The 16,854-nt window shown below is 47.7% G+C and carries 17 protein-coding genes; 14 read left to right on the plus strand and 3 right to left on the minus strand.

What is annotated here, in order from left to right; translation table 11 throughout:
• The first annotated feature begins 132 nt into the window (after window positions 1-132).
• Window positions 133-1,374 carry a sodium/glutamate symporter gene (gene gltS / locus O6R05_RS01145; RefSeq protein WP_271191725.1) on the plus strand — a complete coding sequence of 414 codons (1,242 nt, stop codon included), beginning with the start codon at window positions 133-135 and terminating at the stop codon, window positions 1,372-1,374.
• A 98-nt stretch (window positions 1,375-1,472) separates the two neighbouring features.
• On the opposite strand, the gene O6R05_RS01150 is transcribed toward gltS, so the two are convergent.
• A complete protein-coding gene (locus O6R05_RS01150; RefSeq protein WP_271191726.1) occupies window positions 1,473-3,566 on the minus strand; it encodes a urocanate hydratase in 2,094 nt (697 codons plus the stop codon).
• A gap of 224 nt (window positions 3,567-3,790) precedes the next feature.
• Here O6R05_RS01150 and hutI point away from each other — a divergent pair, with 224 nt between their 5' ends.
• From hutI to glmL, 5 genes are all read left to right on the plus strand, one after another.
• Window positions 3,791-5,059: an imidazolonepropionase gene (gene hutI, locus O6R05_RS01155; protein ID WP_271191727.1), complete on the plus strand. Its 1,269-nt coding sequence runs from the start codon at window positions 3,791-3,793 to the stop codon at window positions 5,057-5,059.
• 132 nt (window positions 5,060-5,191) lie between these two features.
• On the plus strand, window positions 5,192-6,085 hold the full coding sequence (gene ftcD / locus O6R05_RS01160; RefSeq protein WP_271191728.1) for a glutamate formimidoyltransferase: 894 nt from the start codon (window positions 5,192-5,194) through the stop codon (window positions 6,083-6,085).
• Window positions 6,086-6,088: 3 nt separating this feature from the next.
• Window positions 6,089-7,765: a formate--tetrahydrofolate ligase gene (locus O6R05_RS01165; protein WP_271191729.1), complete on the plus strand. Its 1,677-nt coding sequence runs from the start codon at window positions 6,089-6,091 to the stop codon at window positions 7,763-7,765.
• A 9-nt stretch (window positions 7,766-7,774) separates the two neighbouring features.
• Entirely contained in the window at window positions 7,775-8,404 is a 630-nt protein-coding gene (locus O6R05_RS01170; protein ID WP_271191730.1) for a cyclodeaminase/cyclohydrolase family protein, read from the plus strand.
• Between the two features lie 51 nt (window positions 8,405-8,455).
• Window positions 8,456-9,805, plus strand: coding sequence for a methylaspartate mutase accessory protein GlmL (gene glmL / locus O6R05_RS01175; protein ID WP_271191731.1), 1,350 nt, complete (start codon window positions 8,456-8,458; stop codon window positions 9,803-9,805).
• 91 nt (window positions 9,806-9,896) lie between these two features.
• Here the strand turns inward: glmL and O6R05_RS01180 are convergent, their stop codons facing one another.
• Window positions 9,897-10,475, minus strand: a complete 579-nt coding sequence (locus tag O6R05_RS01180; protein ID WP_271191732.1) for a xanthine phosphoribosyltransferase — start codon at window positions 10,473-10,475, stop codon at window positions 9,897-9,899.
• A gap of 99 nt (window positions 10,476-10,574) precedes the next feature.
• On the opposite strand from O6R05_RS01180, the gene O6R05_RS01185 reads away from it, so the two are divergent.
• From O6R05_RS01185 to O6R05_RS01210, 6 genes are read left to right on the plus strand one after another with little or no spacing between them, the layout of a single operon-like run.
• Entirely contained in the window at window positions 10,575-11,096 is a 522-nt protein-coding gene (locus tag O6R05_RS01185; RefSeq protein ID WP_271191733.1) for a nitroreductase family protein, read from the plus strand.
• Window positions 11,074-11,520 (plus strand): tRNA (adenosine(37)-N6)-threonylcarbamoyltransferase complex ATPase subunit type 1 TsaE, encoded by a 447-nt coding sequence (gene tsaE, locus O6R05_RS01190; RefSeq protein WP_271191734.1) that lies wholly within the window; start codon window positions 11,074-11,076, stop codon window positions 11,518-11,520. Before O6R05_RS01185 ends, tsaE begins: the two co-directional genes overlap by 23 nt.
• Window positions 11,514-12,149 (plus strand): tRNA (adenosine(37)-N6)-threonylcarbamoyltransferase complex dimerization subunit type 1 TsaB, encoded by a 636-nt coding sequence (gene tsaB, locus O6R05_RS01195; RefSeq protein ID WP_271191735.1) that lies wholly within the window; start codon window positions 11,514-11,516, stop codon window positions 12,147-12,149. The genes tsaE and tsaB overlap by 7 nt, the downstream gene beginning before the upstream one ends.
• Complete coding sequence (locus O6R05_RS01200) at window positions 12,130-12,549, plus strand: GNAT family N-acetyltransferase (RefSeq protein ID WP_271191736.1); 420 nt, start codon at window positions 12,130-12,132, stop codon at window positions 12,547-12,549. Before tsaB ends, O6R05_RS01200 begins: the two co-directional genes overlap by 20 nt.
• Entirely contained in the window at window positions 12,530-13,528 is a 999-nt protein-coding gene (gene tsaD / locus O6R05_RS01205; protein WP_271191737.1) for a tRNA (adenosine(37)-N6)-threonylcarbamoyltransferase complex transferase subunit TsaD, read from the plus strand. Before O6R05_RS01200 ends, tsaD begins: the two co-directional genes overlap by 20 nt.
• Before the next feature lie 10 nt (window positions 13,529-13,538).
• Window positions 13,539-14,051: an ECF transporter S component gene (locus O6R05_RS01210; RefSeq protein WP_271191738.1), complete on the plus strand. Its 513-nt coding sequence runs from the start codon at window positions 13,539-13,541 to the stop codon at window positions 14,049-14,051.
• Window positions 14,052-14,057: 6 nt separating this feature from the next.
• On the opposite strand, the gene O6R05_RS01215 is transcribed toward O6R05_RS01210, so the two are convergent.
• Complete coding sequence (locus tag O6R05_RS01215; protein ID WP_271191739.1) at window positions 14,058-14,822, minus strand: IclR family transcriptional regulator; 765 nt, start codon at window positions 14,820-14,822, stop codon at window positions 14,058-14,060.
• Between the two features lie 380 nt (window positions 14,823-15,202).
• On the opposite strand from O6R05_RS01215, the gene O6R05_RS01220 reads away from it, so the two are divergent.
• Window positions 15,203-15,826: a bifunctional 2-keto-4-hydroxyglutarate aldolase/2-keto-3-deoxy-6-phosphogluconate aldolase gene (locus O6R05_RS01220; protein WP_271191740.1), complete on the plus strand. Its 624-nt coding sequence runs from the start codon at window positions 15,203-15,205 to the stop codon at window positions 15,824-15,826.
• Entirely contained in the window at window positions 15,823-16,845 is a 1,023-nt protein-coding gene (locus tag O6R05_RS01225) for a sugar kinase (RefSeq protein WP_271191741.1), read from the plus strand. Before O6R05_RS01220 ends, O6R05_RS01225 begins: the two co-directional genes overlap by 4 nt.
• Window positions 16,846-16,854: the final 9 nt, after the last annotated feature.

Raw genomic sequence — 16,854 nt, forward strand, 5'->3', positions numbered from 1 at the left:
AACTCGGTCTTTTTATGTCATAGGCACATGAAAATTAGCGCTTTAAACAGTGGAAAACAAATTGCGAACGTTCTCTATATAAGATACAATAAATTTAGAACGCTATTACTAGGATATTGAAAGGAGATGCCTATGAAATTTGAAACTATCGATGGTCTCTTTACCATCCAAGCGGATATGATTATCTCCGTGGCACTTGCTGCAATACTTCTCATTGTCGGCTATTATATTAAAGATCGTTCAAAATTTTTGACAAAGTATTGCATCCCGGCGCCGGTTATCGGCGGTTTTCTTTTTATGCTCATCACCTGGGCAGGCCATGTGACAGGCAGTTTCACCGTGGCTTTTGATACGGTCCTTCAGGACTTCTTTATGTTGGCCTTTTTTACCACTGTCGGTCTGGGCGCCAGCGTCGAGCTGTTAAAGCAGGGCGGGAAACTTCTCATTGTGTACTGGTTGATTGCAGGCTTCGTATCTGTGATTGAAAACACCATCGGGATTGTCGTCTCTAAAGTTACCGGACTGGAACCGGCCTATGCGCTGCTCTCCAGTGCCATCACGATGATTGGCGGTCACGGAGCAGGTTTGTCGTACGGCACGACCTTTGCTGAAATGGGCTATGCCCAAGGACCGTTGGTCGGGGCGGCGGCTGCAACCTTCGGATTGATATCTTCGGTGCTTGTCGGCGGACCGACAGCACGTCGACTCATTGAAAAGCACAATCTTCGTCCGAGAGAAGATCAAAGTGATGTGGTGGATGTCTCCGGTATTAACGCCACGGACACGTCCATTCTTCTGACGAATATGGATGCTACCAAAAATGTTACTGTCATCTTGATCTGCATGGCTTTCGGTTCCATTATTGCAGGGTGGATCGGATCGTTGATCGGCATGAGTTTTCCGACTTATGTCGGCGCCATGTTCGTGGCTGTCATTGCTCGAAACCTGAACGATTCCCACCGATTCTATAACTTTAATTTCCGTCTTGTCGACGGGATCGGCGATGTGGCGCTGGGACTCTATTTGTCCATGGCTATGATGGCACTGAAGATGTGGGAACTGGCGGATTTGGCAGGGCCGATGCTGGTCGTACTCATCTGTCAAGTGGCGTTTCTGGTACTCTTTGCTTATTTTGTGGTATTCCGCATCTTGGGCAAGGATTACGATGCGGCAGTGATGTGTGCAGGGCTTTTGGGTCACGGACTCGGAGCTACGCCGACAGCTATTGTCAATCTTACTGCTGTCAACGATAAGTATGGCATGAGTCGCAAGGCGATGATGATTGTACCTATTGTCGGTGCATTTTTGGTAGATATTCTCTATCAACCGCAGACGATTTGGTTTATCAAAACTTTTGTTGGCGCTGTGAACTGACAGCGAGGATGAGGTCACCTGAGGGTGGCCTTTTTTTATGCCCGCTACAGGTTGGCAATAAAAAAGCCGGTCTTTCGACCGGCCTTTGACAAGACACTTTATTTTCTCTTAGCTTGTTCGTTTTTAATTTCAGCAAGTTTAGCTTCGGTTTTTGCAGCTAAATTGTGTTTTTCAAACACTTCAGCAACGGATTTTTTGATCAGGTTTTCATCAGCCATGTAAGGAATGGTGATGCATCCGTCCGTGTGCTTCTTGTTCCATTCCACAGACACTTCCATAGCGTGTTCATTACGTGCCCAGTTACGACGTGCTACGCCGCCGATAACGTCCCAAGAAAGGGACAGGCGAATGATTTCGTCAACGCGTTCAGAACCGTCCAGCACAAGGCCGAAACCGCCGTTGATGGATTTACCGATGCCGACGCCGCCGCCGTTGTGGATGGCGATAAGGCTCATGCCGCGAGCTGCATTACCTGCATAGCATTGTACTGCCATGTCGGCACAGACGTTGGAACCGTCTTTGATGTTGGAGGTTTCACGGAACGGTGAGTCGGTACCGGATACGTCGTGGTGGTCACGACCCATCATAACAGGACCGATTTTACCTTCGCGTACCAACTTGTTGAAGGCAAGGGCAATGTTCATACGGCCTTCTTCATCTTGATAGAGGATACGTGCTTCCGTACCGACAACCAATTGATTCTTTTCAGCATCGCGGATCCAGTTGTAGTTATCACGGTCTTGATAACGACGGGTTGGATCGATGGATTCCATAGCTGCTCTGTCGGTAGCGATAAGGTCTTCATGTTTACCGCTCAGGCAGACCCAACGGAATGGACCGTAGCCGTAGTCGAACAGAAGAGGTCCCATGATATCTTCAACGTAAGATGGCCAGATAAATCCGTCTTTATCGTCTTTGCCGTTCTTGGAAATTTCTTTGACACCGGCATCGAAGATGGCTTTCATGAAGGAGTTGCCGTAGTCGAAGAAGTAGGTGCCTTTTGCGGTGAGGGCTTTGATGACGTTGTAGTGTTTTCTCAGGGTTTCATCAACCATTTCTTGGAATTTTTCGTGCTCTTCACCCAGCATGCGAGTTCTTTCTTCGAAGCTGATGCCCACAGGGCAATAACCGCCGTCATAGACGTTGTGGCAAGATGTTTGGTCGGAGAGCAGGTCGATGTGAATGTCATTGTCATTCATGTATTCCAAAAGATCAACGATATTGCCGTGGAAAGCAATGCTCATCGGTTCTTTCTTTTCAAGGTATTCCGCGGCAATGGCACAGGCTTCTTCAGGGGTTTCGGCAACCTTGGAGATCCAGCCTTGTTCCAGACGTGTTTCAATACGGCTCATGTCGACTTCGGCAACGATACCGACAGCGTGAGCAATTTCAGCTGCTTTACCTTGAGCGCCGCTCATGCCGCCAAGTCCGGAAGTGACAAACAGTTTACCGGCAAGGTTGCCGTCCTCAGGCACACCGAGTTTTAAACGACCGGCGTTTAAGATGGTGTTGAACGTACCGTGAACGATACCTTGCGGTCCGATGTACATCCAACCGCCAGCGGTCATTTGACCGTAGTTGGTTACGCCCATTTCTTCAGCAACTTCCCAGTCATTTAGGTTGTCATACAGACCGACGAGCATACCGTTGGTGATGATAACACGTGGGGAATTTTTGCGGGAAGGGAAAAGTCCGAGAGGGTGACCGGATTCCATAACGAGGGTTTGTTCATCAGTCATGACTTCCAGGTATTTTTTAATGAGGTTGTATTGCAGCCAGTCATGGCACACGGATCCGGTTTCGCCGTAAGTGACCAGTTCGTAAGGGTAGAGGGCCACTTCGAAGTCCAAATTGTTGTCGATCATGACTTGGAATGCTTGACCTTCAAGGCAGTTACCTTTGTACTCATCGATTGGACGTCCGTAGATTCTGCCTTGTGGGCGGAAACGATACGCATAGATACGTCCGCGAGTGTGAAGTTCTTCCAAAAATTCAGGGATGAGTTCTTCGTGAAATTTTTCAGGGATGTAACGCAGAGCATTTTTCAGTGCGGTTTCGGTTTGCGCTTGAGTGAGTCGGAATCCTCTGTCCGGTGCGCGGCGAATGCCTTCTTCAAATTTCGGCATTTCCGGAAGTTCATCAAAATCTAATGAAACTTTCATTGCATTCTTTACGGCAGTATTGTCAATCATAGATTGCCTCCTTAATAAATTTAACTTGTCTCCATCTTAAACGCTTTCCGTCTTTTAAGTGTCCATTGATTAGACGCAAGGCAAATGGGAAAACGTCGGACAATGGGTATAAAGGTACCGTATGAGTCTTTTTATTTGACACTTATTAGATTTTTATAGACTACCCTTACTACAGCATAGTGAAGTGAAGGTACACGATGACAAAATATATTAAAGGAGGATTTATGGCAGCAGATCGTATTTTGTATCACTTGAACGAAGTTTTCAGTCCCAAGGATAAAGGACGTCCGCTTCGCGGGGAAGAAATGAATCAGACTACAATTTTGAAAGATGCCTACATTGCCATTAAAGATGGAAAAATTTTAAAAGTCGGAGAGGGTGACGTGCCGGCCGAGCTTATTGATGAATATACCGTGATGGAAGACCTTACCGGTAAGGTAGCCACACCGGGTCTGATTGATTGTCACACTCACTTGGTCTATGGCGGCAGCCGTGAGCACGAGTTTTCTAAGAAACTCAACGGCATGAGCTATCTGGATATCCTTGCTGAAGGCGGCGGCATCTTATCAACGCAAAAGGCGACGCGTGAAGCGGACTTTGATACCCTATATGACAAGACTAAAAATCTGTTGGAACACATGATGGTTCATGGGGTCACGACAGTGGAAGCCAAATCCGGCTACGGATTATACTGGGATACTGAAAAGCGTCAGATGGAAGTGGTTAAGGCATTGGACAAGGATCTGCCTGTGGATTTGATTTCTACGTTTATGGCGGCGCATGCCATTCCGGAGGAAAACAAAGACAATCCGGACGACTTTATCGATGAGGTTATCGGCATGCTCCCTCAGGTCAAAGCAGAGAATCTGGCCGAGTTTGTCGATATTTTCTGTGAAAAAGGTGTATTTACCGCAAAACAATCTGAAAAATTGCTTCGAGCTGCCAAAGATATGGGCTTTAAAACGCGGATCCACGCCGACGAAATCGAATCCATCGGCGGTTCCAAAGTAGCAGCTGAGGTGGGGACCGTCAGTGCGGAGCACCTTATGATGATTACTGATGAGGACATTAAAGGCCTTGCCGAAGCTCACGTTATTGGCAACCTCTTACCTGCGACGACCTTCTCTTTAATTGAAGACACCTATGCACCAGCTCGTAAAATGCTTGATGCCGGGATGGCGATTACGTTGACAACCGACAGCAATCCGGGTTCCTGCCCGACGGCAAACCTTCAGTTTGCCATGCAGCTGGGCTGTCTGTACATGCGCCTCACACCGGTGGAAGTTTACAATGCGGTGACCATTAATGCGGCTTACTCCGTGGACCGCGCCAAGACCATCGGATCGTTTGATGAAGGCAAGCGTGCGGACATCACGGTATTTGATGCCAAAAATTTAGATTACACGATGTATTTTTTCGCCACCAATTTGGCAAGCCGCGTGTATAAAGACGGCAAGTTGATTGTAGAAAATCGCCAAATCGTAACTGAATAATGTCGCTATAATCGGCGATAGACAAAAGGGTAAAAGCGGTCAAAAATAATTTGCTTTTACCTTTTTCTTTAGACGTTTATTTGATAGGAAAATGTTACACTGAGCCCAAGATAACCTGAGGAGGTAAAATGTATGAAAAGAGTTATGTGTATCCCTAACTATTCTGAAGGGAGAGACCTGGAAAAAGTCGACAAAATTGTAGAATGCTTCAGAGCCAAAGAAAATGTGAAACTGGTTGATTACCAACCGGATAAGGATCACAACAGAACGGTTGTCGAAGTCATCGGTGAACCGGAAGCGGTTATCAACGCTGTCATCGAATCTGTAAAAGTTGCTCAAGAAGTTATCGACATGACCAAGCATGAAGGGGCTCACCCAAGAATGGGTGCAGTTGACGTCGTACCTTTTGTACCAATCAGTGAAGTGACGACTGAAGATTGCGTGGAATACGCAAAGGAAGTCGGTAAGGCTATTGGTGAGTTGGGTATTCCTGTATATCTTTATGAAGATGCAGCGTCAACGCCTGCACGCACCAACCTTGCTAAAGTACGTAAGGGTCAATACGAAGGCTTCTTCGAAAAAATTAAAGAAGATGAATGGAAACCTGATTTCGGTCCGCAAGAAATGAACGCAAAGAGCGGGGCTACTGCAGTCGGTGCACGTTTCCACCTTGTCGCTTTCAACGTTAACCTCAACACAGACAAAGTTGAAATTGCCGATGCCATTGCTAAGAAAATTCGCCACATTGGCGGCGGTCTTCGCTTTGTAAAAGCTATCGGTCTGCCACTTGAGGAACGCGGACAAGTTCAAGTTTCTATGAACCTTGTCAACTTTGAAAAAACTCGTATTTACCAAGCTCTTGAAATGGTCAAATCTGAAGCGCGTCGTTACGGCGTGAGCGTATACGGCACTGAAATTATCGGGATGGTACCGCTGCAAGCGCTTGTGGATTCCTTAGCTTACTACATGCAAGTTGAAGAGTTCAGCACTGAACAAGTTATCGAAACATTATTAATTGAGGAGTAAACCATGGCAGAATTTTTAACAGATATTGAAATCGCAGATTCCGTAGAGATGGAACCCATCGTTGAGGTAGCAGAACGCGCTGGTCTCAACAAAGATTTTCTCGAACTCTATGGCAACTACAAGGCAAAGATCTCTCTGGAAGGGATTAAAGAACTCGACAACAACGACGACGGCAAGCTTGTCCTCGTGACTGCCATCACCCCAACTCCAGCAGGGGAAGGTAAGTCTACCGTCTCCATCGGACTCAGCCAAGGACTTAATAAAATCGGCAAGAACTCTGTCGTTGCCCTTCGTGAACCATCCCTCGGACCGGTTTTCGGCGTTAAAGGTGGCGCAGCAGGCGGCGGATATTCCCAAGTCGTACCGATGGAAGACATCAACCTGCACTTCACCGGGGACCTTCATGCCATGACTGCAGCGAACAACCTGCTCTCAGCGCTTATCGACAACCACATTCACCAAGGCAACGCCCTGAGAATTGACGCACGTCAAATCACATGGAAGCGCGTTCTCGATATGAATGACCGTGCCCTTCGCAATATCGTTATTGCCCTCGGCGGCAAAGCTTCCGGCTTCGTGCGCGAAGATCACTTCATGATCACTGTCGCATCGGAAATCATGGCAGCGCTCTGTCTTGCAAGCGGTCTTGAAGACCTGAAAGGACGTCTGGCGAAGATGATCGTCGCTTACAACTTAGACGGCGAACCTGTTACTGCAGGCGATCTGGAAGCTCAAGGCGCTATGGCTATGCTTCTTAAAGATGCCATCAAACCGAACATTGTTCAAACTCTCGAGCACACACCGGCCCTCATTCACGGCGGACCGTTTGCCAACATCGCACACGGATGTAACTCACTCATCGCAACGAAACTTGGTTTGAAACTTGCCGATTACCTCGTTACAGAAGCCGGATTCGGTGCGGACCTCGGGGCTGAAAAATTCTTTGACATCAAATGTCGTCTCGGCGGCTTGAAACCAAATGCCGTTGTCATCGTTGCCACCATCAAAGCGCTCAAAATGCACGGCGGTGTCGACAAGAAAAACCTTAAAGAAGAAAATGTGGACGCCCTTGAAAAAGGTTTTGCCAACTTGGGACGTCACCTTGAAAATATCAAGAGCTTCGGTCTGCCTGTTGTCGTAGCGGTTAACCGTTTCGTACAAGATACCGATGCTGAAATTGCAAAACTTATCGAAAAATGTGAAGAATACGGCGTTGAAGTCTCCCTCTGCGAAGGTTGGGGCAAAGGCGGCGACGGTGTGACCGATCTTGCACAAAAAGTTGTAGCAATGTGTGAACAACCTAACGACTTCCACTTCCTCTACGACGTTGAAGCCAGCATTCCTGAAAAAGTCAACGCCATTGTACAAAAGATTTACCGCGGTCGACAAGCTGTCTTTACCGCAGCTGCGAAAAAACAAATCAAGACTCTGGAAGGCCTTGGTCTAGACAAGATGCCGATTTGTATGGCGAAGACGCAATTCTCCTTCTCCGATGACAAAAACGCCGTCGGCGCACCTACAGATTTTGACATCACGGTGCAAACTGTAAGAGTATCTGCCGGTGCAGGCTTTATCGTATGCGAAACCGGTGACATCATGGTTATGCCGGGACTTCCTAAAGTACCTGCCGCCAACAAGATGGACGTCGATGAATCCGGTAAGATGGAAGGTCTGTTCTAAGGAGGACGCATGGAACTTAAAAATTTAACCGTAGCAGAATTTGTTGCTGAAACTTCTTCAGATTCTCCGGCACCCGGCGGCGGATCTGTATCCGCTCTGGCAGCGGCTCAAGCTGCCGCGCTGCTTGGTATGGTGGCCAATCTCACCGTAAAAAGCAAAAAGTACGAAGACGTACACGAAGAAATGCAAAAGTATGCCGATGAGCTTAAAGCTATTGAATTGGATTTTGTGGAAGATATTGACCGCGACTCCAACTCATTTAACGGCGTCATGAAAGCATTTAAGCTTCCTAAAGAGACTGACGAAGAAAAGAAGATTCGTTCCGAACGCATTCAGGAAGAGTATAAAAATGCCGCCAATGTACCGCTTCAAGTCGGACTTAAGACGATGAAGCTCTTGGAGTATGCCAAGGTACTTGTGGAAAAAGGAAATCAAAATGCCATTACCGACGTGGGCGTAGGTCTGCTTAACTTGCGTCTGGCTATGCGCGGTGCGTTCTATAATGTCAAGATCAACCTTGGATCCATTAAGGATGAAGCTTATGTAGAAGAAACTAAAAAGACAATGGCGAAAGCTCTTGACGATGTGGATCAAGCGGTACTCCCACTTCTGGACAAAGTTGAAGAGGCCATTCAATAACAGTTAACTCTCGAGGAGCTTCGGCTCCTCTTTTTTTGTTGAGGTGACACGATGAACGTTTTACTGGTGGACATTGGCTCCACCTATACCAAAATGAGTTTAGTGGATACGGAGCAACAGAAGGTGGTAGGCTCATCTCTGGCCATCACAACCATTGACACTTCGGTCATGGATGGATACCATGAGGCCTTGGCGGCCCTTAAAGCTAAGGTGGGCGGAGTGAAGCCGGACAAAGTCCTCACGTGCAGTTCCGCTGCTGGCGGACTGAAAATGGTGGCTATCGGACTCGGACCCAACCTCACTGCGGAAGCGTCAAAACGTGCGGCCCTCGGGGCGGGAGCTCGTGTGCTCAAAACTTTTTCCATGGAGTTTAAGGACAAGCACAAAGCAGAACTGGACGCCTTAAATCCTGACATCATTCTTTTCTCCGGAGGCAGCAACAACGGCGATAAACTCAACACCTTAAACAATGCGCGGATGCTCAGCACCTGCACCGCTAAAGCACCGGTGGTAATTGCGTGCAATGAGGCCATTGCCAAGGACGTGGATGCCATTTTATCGCCGCACTTTACGACCTATGTTACCGAAAATGTCATGCCGGCGGTGAATGAAATTAATCCGGATCCGGTGCGCCGCATTATTCGTAAAATTTTCATGGAGCATATCACCTTGGCCAAAGGTCTTGAAACCTACGTCAAAGACGTCGGACCTGTCCTCATGGCCACGCCTGATGCGGCGTTGCAAGGGGCGAGACTCCTCTCAGAAGGCTACGAAGGGGAAGACGGCTTGGGGGATCTTTTGGTGGTGGATATTGGCGGTGCGACGACGGATGTGCATTCCATCGGATATGGTTTGCCCAAGTGGGGCGTTAGATTTTACGGCCTGAAAGAACCTTTCGATAAACGGACGGTGGAAGGCGATCTGGGTATGCGTTATTCTGCGAGAAGTCTCTATGAAACCGTCGGAGATGCGGAACTTAACAGCTACTACGTCGCCAACTTTGATAGAGCGACCCTAGATAGAACTCACAATATTAGGTTCGTGCCGCACAACGATGACGAGCTTAACGTGGATGTGGCTATGGCTAAAGCTGCCGTGCGCCACAGTATGGCACGCCATGTCGGGGCGATTAAAATCGAGCACGACGGCTCACAAAATATCAAGTACCAACGGGGCAAAGATCTCTCGTCGTTTAAAGCGGTTATCGGCACCGGCGGTGTGCTGGTCCACGCGAAGGATCCGAAGTTTATTTTAGCGTTGCCTGAAGGGGAACTCCTGCCGGATGCGGCGGCATACTACATCGATGGGGATTACCTTCTCTCTCAAATGGGACTGCTTGCCACAGAAGTGCCGGATGTGGCCTTAAACTTGTTAAAGACACACATACGCCTTTTGAAATAAGGGTAAAAAAAGACTGCCATCGGATCAGTGGCTCCTTACCGGTTTATTCGGTAACGAGTGAGTATCCAATGTGCAGTCTTTTTTCGGTCTGTTATTGAGGGCGGAAGGTGATGACCTCGTCCTCGATGGATTCAATGATGGCTAAACTGTCTAAGTTGTAGCCGGCTTCGCGCAGTTTTTTGCCGCCGCTTTGGAATCCCTTTTCGATGGCGACGGACAGGCCGACGATGGTGGCGTTTGCCTGATCACAGAGTGACATCATCCCGGTCATGGCTTGACCTTCAGCGAGGAAGTCATCGATGATGAGGACGCGGTCCTCTTCGGATAAGTAGCGTTTGGAGACGATAACATTATAGTCCTTGTTTTTTGTATAGGAATGCACCGGTGCGGTGTAGAAGTCCGTGCCGATGTTGGATGAAGCGCCCTTTTTGGCAAAGACCACAGGGACATTGCCGAAGTAAGTGCTGGCAAGAACCGCAATGGCAATGCCTGATGCCTCGATGGTTAAAATTTTAGTGACGTGCTGATCTTTGAAACGATCGTAGATGGCCTGACCCATCTTTGAGAGAAAAGCGACGTCCAGCTGATGATTTAAAAATGAGTCGACTTTCACTACTTCGCCGGGAAGTACGCGGCCGTCTAAGAGTATACGTTGTTCTAATTCTTTCATAGTCCCTCCTGTTAGTACTTCTTATAGTATAAGAGATGAGGGCGAGAATTTAAAGCAAAGAAGTAATCTGTGTTATAATAATTTTAAAAGGAGGTAGGCATGTTTAGAGATTTAATTAGAAAGCGTCGGTCCATTCGCGCCTACGGCATGACGCCGGTGTCGGACGAGGAAGAGAGACTGTTGGTGGAGGCTGCCCTCCTTGCACCCACAGCTAAAAACAGAGCGTCCGTGGAGCTTATCACTATTCGGGATAAGGCCAAGCTGGCAGAGCTTGCCGATATCAAAGCGCAAGGCGGCGTCTTTTTAAAAGATGCAGATCTTGGCATTCTCGTCTTAGGAAATACGGCGCTGGCACCGGATCAATTTATACAGGACACAGCTATTGCCGCCACCTACATCCTCCTGCAAGCGGAGGACCTAAACCTTGGCGCATGCTGGGTGAATTTCAGAGGCCTTAAGGATAAAGATGGTGCACCTGCCGAGGCGGCGGTGCGTCGAACGCTGGGCGTGCCGGATGACTACAGCGCCGAGTGCGTGATTGCTGTTGGAGAGAAGAATCAGATACCCGGGGAGAAAAGAGGAAGACAGGTGAGCGACTTTGTCCATAGCGAAAGTTTTTAAGTGTCCGAAGCTTTCCGACACCCGTGCTTTGGGCGAGCAGATAGGAGCACTGCTTAACAAGGGCGATGTCGTGGCGCTTAACGGTGAGCTGGGGGCCGGCAAAACCACCTTGACGCAAGCGATAGCTAAAGGTATGGGCATTGACGATGTGGTCACCAGTGCCACGTTTAGTTTAATCAATGAATATGACGGTGACGTGCCGCTCTATCACTTCGACACGTACCGGTTGGACAATGTCGAGGCCATGGCATATATGGGATTTGACGAATACTTTTACGGCGATGGCGTGTGCGTCGTGGAGTGGGCCGAGACCATTCGCGATTTTTTGCCGGAGGCCTATTTGGACATTGAGATTGATGGAGACCACACCTTTACCATAAAGGGCAGTGGTCACTATGGCGATTTAGTGGAGAGATTATGTTAACTTTAGGAATTGATACATCAACGATGACAACCACCGTGGGACTGAGTGACGGTCGGGAAATTGTCTCTTATGATATCACCGGCGGACGTCACAACTCCGAGGAGCTCACTGCCATGATTCAGGAGATGTTTTCCCATGTCAATAAAAATCTGGAGGATGTGGAGCTCATCGCGGTAGGCATTGGGCCGGGTTCCTTTACCGGAACGCGCATTGCCGTGACCGTGGCACGGATTCTTGCGGATCTATTGGATAAACCGCTGGTCGGTGTCTCATCGTTGCGGGCCCATGCTTATAAAGCGGCACGTACATTGTCCATTCGGGATGCCAAGAGGGGGCGTGTCTATGCCGGGGTGTATGAAGACTACGGCAAAACGGTGGTGCTGGATGATGTGTTAATTGATGCAGCGGTACTTCGTGAGCGCCTTGGCGATGTGCACGTCATGGCCGTCGAGCCTTTTACCGACATTTTCGGCACGCCGGAACTTCGCAATCTTCGAGGGGCGGAAGTGGCTCTTTTAGGTGAGCATGTCTACGCCGCCGACGGAGCTATGGCCATTGAGGATGTCGTACCCAACTACCTTGGCAAGTCTCAAGCAGAGGTGCAGTTTGATGCTAAGAAAGGCAACTGAAGCAGATCTTGATCAGCTCACCGCTTTGGAAGCGGAAGCTTTTTCGGAGTCCTACTCTCACGAGATGCTCCGCGACTTGATCAGGGATCCCAAGCGGCACTGCGTGGTTGCTGAAGAGGGGAGCGTCCTCGGCTATATCCTTGTGGATTACACGTGGGATGTGACCTTAGAGCGCATTGCCGTTTTTAAAGCTGCGCGAGAACGCGGCATCGGGAGTGTGCTGATGCAGGCACTGCCGGATGAGGTGGCGGTGACGCTGGAGGTGAGTGCCCACAACACAGCGGCTTTGAAGCTTTACCATGCCTTCGGGTTTACTCGAGAAGGTGTACGAAAGAACTATTACGGCGACGGCGACGACGCCTACATCTTATGGAGGAATTATGAACGTATTAGCTTTTGAAAGTTCTTGTGATGAAACCTCCGTTGCTATCGTTCGCGACGGCCGGGAGGTTCTTTCCAATGTCATTGCATCACAAATATCAACCCATGTGAAGTTCGGCGGCGTCGTACCGGAAATTGCATCACGTATGCACGTGGAGCAAATTAATGCTGTCATGAGACAGGCTTTTAATGACGCGGATCTTAAGCCTCAGGACATTGATCTTGTGGTAGGCACTATGGGGCCCGGACTTGTAGGGGCGCTGCTCATCGGCTTATCGGCGGCAAAGGCCACAGCTCTTGCGCTGAACAAACCGTTTCTTGGCGTCAATCACATTTATGGGCATGTGGCGGCGAACTACATTTCACATGCAGAGTTGAAGCCGCCTTTTACCGGTCTGATTGTATCCGGCGGTCACACATATCTCATCGATGTCGATGACTTCGTTCATTTTGAACTGGTGGGACAAACCAGAGACGATGCAGCCGGGGAAGTCTTTGATAAAGTCGCACGCAAGATGGGCATCGGCTATCCGGGCGGTCCCATTATCGACAAGCTGGCCTATGAGGGCGAAGATAATCTCCATTTTCCTCGTGTCATGTTGGAAGAGGACAGCTATGACTTCTCGTTCAGCGGTTTGAAAACAGCGGTCATCAACACCTTGCACAGTGCTGAACAGCGAGGTGATACACTGAAACATGAAGATGTGGCACGGTCCTTTCAGGATGCCGTCACGGACGTCTTGGTAGAAAAGGCTTTTCGTCTCGCGCGTGAGAGGGGTCGGGACACTATTGTGCTCTCTGGCGGTGTGGCGGCCAATTCACATCTTCGCCGTGCGTTGGAAGAGCGAGGTGACGAAGCGTCCATTCGCATATTCTATCCGGATTTGAAGCTCTGTACGGACAATGCCGCCATGATTGCTTCGGCGGGTTATTATCTCTATCAAAGCGGACAGAGTACCGCCAAAGCCTATGCCACACCGAATTTAGGATTGAAGTAGGAGGCGTGCAATGAAAAAAGAAATAACGACACGTGAGCTGGTCATCACCGCTCTTGCGATTGCGCTGGTCTATGTCTTCACCTGGATGGTGAAGATACAACTTCCCATCGGTGCACAAGGCGGTCTCATACACCTGGGTAATATTCCCTTTTTTGTCGCGGCCATTGTCTACGGGAAACGGGTTGGCGCACTGAGCGGCGCCATCGGCATGGGACTCTTTGACGTGACCAGCGGTTGGGCGGCATGGGCCCCAATAACCCTCGTCACAAGTTTTATCATGGGTCATGTCATCGCCGATATCGCTCATGACAAACCTACTATAGGGCGCATCACCGCAGCGTGCGTGGCTGCTCTGATCATAAAAATCGTCGGTTACTACATTGGAGAAGCTATTATGTATGGTTCGCTCCTTGTACCTATTGCCAGTATTCCGGGCAATGCCGTGCAGATCGTCGTGTCGTCGGTGATTGTACTTTTGATTATAAAACCGTTGCGACAGGCACTGTTAAGCACACGACGATAGCAAGGATTACTTAAAGGAATTATAACCTAGACTGTTAGAAATGATTTTGGCGGTCTGAAAGACATCATCTTTCAGATCGTCATTTTTTATTTTTTCAAGCATACGATTTTTGGGTCCGGTAATGGAAATGGCACCTAAGACCTGATGATTAAAATCTAAAATCGCTGCACCGACACAATAGATCCCCGGCTCATTGTCTTCGTCGTCAATGCCCACGCCGGTCCTACGAGTTCGTTCAATGTCGGCAAGGATAGTTTCATAAGGTTTAGTCTTGGCGTCAATGATCCCTTCTTTTACAGACTGAGTATAAATCGTTTGAATGATCTCATCCGGTTCAAACGCTAACATTGCTTTGCCTACTGAGGTTCGTAAAAGTGGCATGCGAGCACCGATCCGTGATCCCATAGTTATCGCATTGTTAGCTTCAATTTTGTTGATATAGACGCCATAAATACCGTCCCTAATGACCAAGTGAACCACTTCATTCACTTTAAGCGCCAGACGATTCATTTCCTGTTCCGAAACTTCAACCAAGTCAGTACCTTTAAACTGCGTTGAAGCCAACGTGTATAACTTGTACGTCAAAGAATACTTATTATCTTTTTTGGTTACATAACCCAGACTGACAAGAGTCATTAAAAAACGATGTACCGTAGATTTGTGCAGTCCGACAGCGTTTGAAAGCTCAGTGAGACCTGCGCCGTTAGGGAATTTTTGAAAAGCTTCTAAAATTAAAAAAACACGTTCAATAGATTGATTTTGTACTTCCATTTTATCACCACAGCTATTGTATCATATATTGAAACAATAGCGAGATAGGATTCAGCCATGTGAATTTAGTACGATAGATAGTTATCAAATATTCTTGACAAAGAAAAGGATTTCATTTACACTAAAGCTAAGTTTTAGAAAATGATATATAGTTTCAAAATATGAAATAAAGTTCAATGATACTGACTCGGTTTAGGTAGTCTATGAAGAAGGGGTTAGTATAAAAACCATTTTAAACTGTTTTATCAGCCTGCTTCGCTTTGAGTCGATTTGGGAGAAGATAAGTAAAAATGAAACGGTCGTGAAATTAGAAAGGCTTGCAGTTAAAGACAGATAGTGTTTAAAAGTTTAGTATCAATTTAAATTTTAAGGAGTCAATCATGTCGAAATTAGATACTTTGTTAAAAATAAAAAACTTAGGAATTGTCGCTGTTGTTCGAGGTAACAGTGCAGAAGAAGCCCTTGAATATGCCGAGGGGTGTATTGACGGCGGCATAGATATCATTGAAATTACATTTACGATTCCCAATGCTATAGAGGTTTTAAAAACATTACAATCGTCATTACAAGGGGCCACTATCGGTGCTGGGACAGTTTTGGATGCTGTCACAGCTCGTTTGGCTATTATGGCGGGCGCTCAATTTATTGTGTCACCGGCCTTTGATGAGGACGTAGCTAAACTTTGTAATCGCTATCAAGTTCCGTATATGCCGGGGTGTTTGTCGGTGAATGAAATACTGAAGGCCTTGGAATATGGGGTGGATGTTATTAAAGTATTCCCGGGCTCGGCAGTAGGTCCGGATTATATCAAAGCAGTACACGGGCCATTGCCTCACGTCAATCTCATGCCCACCGGAGGAGTAAGCCTTGAAAATATTGATGAATGGTTCAGAAGAGGGGTGTTTGCAGTAGGTGTGGGATCTAATCTTGTCAGCGGTTCCAAAGAGGACATTGCAGGTAAGGCGGAGGCTTATCTTGAAGCTATAAGAGAGGTGCGGAAATGAAAAAAGTGGTCACATTAGGGGAGATTATGTTGAGATTATCCACCCCAGGTTATGAACGGTTTGTGCAAGCTGATCAATTTGATGCTATCTATGGCGGAGGTGAAGCCAATGTGGCGGTGTCCCTTGCAAATTATGGATTTGATTCTTGTTATGTCACCAAGCTGCCTGAGAATGAGATTGGACAAGCGGCCGTCAACGCATTGCGGCGATATGGCGTCAATACGTCCGAGATTATTCGCGGGGGAGAACGGATTGGCATTTATTTCTCAGAAACCGGTGCTTCAGCGCGGCCTTCAAAAATTATTTATGATCGTGCGAACAGTGCCATTGCTATGGCCGAGGTCAAAGATTTTGATTTTGACCACATTTTTGAAGGAACGGATTGGTTTCATACCTCAGGCATTACGCCCGCCATTTCAAAACAGGGCGCTGAAATTACTAAAGCTGCAATGGTAGCTGCCAAAAAAGCTGGAGCTACAGTCAGTATTGATCTTAACTATCGAAAGAAATTATGGACGCCGCAACAAGCCCAGCAAGTCATGCGAGAGTTAATGGAATATGTGGATGTATGCATAGGCAATGAAGAAGATGCCTCGCTATGTTTAGGTTTTACTCCTCAAGGACTGGATGTGACGCAAGGGCAAGTGGATAGTGCGGCGTATGAAATTATTTTTAAACAGATGAGGGAAGAATTTAATTTTACCCACGTGGTAAGTTCTTTGCGGGAATCTTACAGTGCATCGGATAATGGATGGTCAGCTATCATTTATGACGGTAATACGTTCTATCAATCTAAAAAATATGATTTGCGTATTGTTGACCGTGTTGGCGGCGGCGATTCTTTTGCGGCGGGATTAATTTGCGGCTTGTTAGATGGGAAGACTGCGGAAGAGGCACTTGAATTTGGTGTGGCGGCATCGGCTTTGAAGCATACTATTAAAGGTGATTTTAATTTGGTCTCTAGAAATGAAGTGGAAAATTTAGTGCAGGGTGACGCGTCCGGACGTGTACAACGTTAGCGAATTGAT

The organism is Peptoniphilus equinus, from assembly GCF_027921445.1.
GTDB lineage: Bacteria > Bacillota > Clostridia > Tissierellales > Peptoniphilaceae > Peptoniphilus > Peptoniphilus equinus.

Bases quoted from the DNA above. Each gene is read 5' to 3' on its own strand.
- tsaD (WP_271191737.1), top strand. From the start codon at position 12,530: ATGAACGTATTAGCTTTTGAAAGTTCTTGTGATGAAACCTCCGTTGCT.
- O6R05_RS01200 (WP_271191736.1), top strand. From the start codon at position 12,130: ATGCTAAGAAAGGCAACTGAAGCAGATCTTGATCAGCTCACCGCTTTG.
- O6R05_RS01165 (WP_271191729.1), top strand. From the start codon at position 6,089: ATGGCAGAATTTTTAACAGATATTGAAATCGCAGATTCCGTAGAGATG.
- ftcD (WP_271191728.1), top strand. From the start codon at position 5,192: ATGAAAAGAGTTATGTGTATCCCTAACTATTCTGAAGGGAGAGACCTG.
- O6R05_RS01170 (WP_271191730.1), top strand. From the start codon at position 7,775: ATGGAACTTAAAAATTTAACCGTAGCAGAATTTGTTGCTGAAACTTCT.
- O6R05_RS01225 (WP_271191741.1), top strand. From the start codon at position 15,823: ATGAAAAAAGTGGTCACATTAGGGGAGATTATGTTGAGATTATCCACC.
- O6R05_RS01180 (WP_271191732.1), bottom strand. From the start codon at position 10,475: ATGAAAGAATTAGAACAACGTATACTCTTAGACGGCCGCGTACTTCCC.
- tsaB (WP_271191735.1), top strand. From the start codon at position 11,514: ATGTTAACTTTAGGAATTGATACATCAACGATGACAACCACCGTGGGA.
- O6R05_RS01220 (WP_271191740.1), top strand. From the start codon at position 15,203: ATGTCGAAATTAGATACTTTGTTAAAAATAAAAAACTTAGGAATTGTC.
- O6R05_RS01215 (WP_271191739.1), bottom strand. From the start codon at position 14,822: ATGGAAGTACAAAATCAATCTATTGAACGTGTTTTTTTAATTTTAGAA.
- O6R05_RS01210 (WP_271191738.1), top strand. From the start codon at position 13,539: ATGAAAAAAGAAATAACGACACGTGAGCTGGTCATCACCGCTCTTGCG.
- hutI (WP_271191727.1), top strand. From the start codon at position 3,791: ATGGCAGCAGATCGTATTTTGTATCACTTGAACGAAGTTTTCAGTCCC.
- glmL (WP_271191731.1), top strand. From the start codon at position 8,456: ATGAACGTTTTACTGGTGGACATTGGCTCCACCTATACCAAAATGAGT.
- O6R05_RS01150 (WP_271191726.1), bottom strand. From the start codon at position 3,566: ATGATTGACAATACTGCCGTAAAGAATGCAATGAAAGTTTCATTAGAT.
- O6R05_RS01185 (WP_271191733.1), top strand. From the start codon at position 10,575: ATGTTTAGAGATTTAATTAGAAAGCGTCGGTCCATTCGCGCCTACGGC.
- gltS (WP_271191725.1), top strand. From the start codon at position 133: ATGAAATTTGAAACTATCGATGGTCTCTTTACCATCCAAGCGGATATG.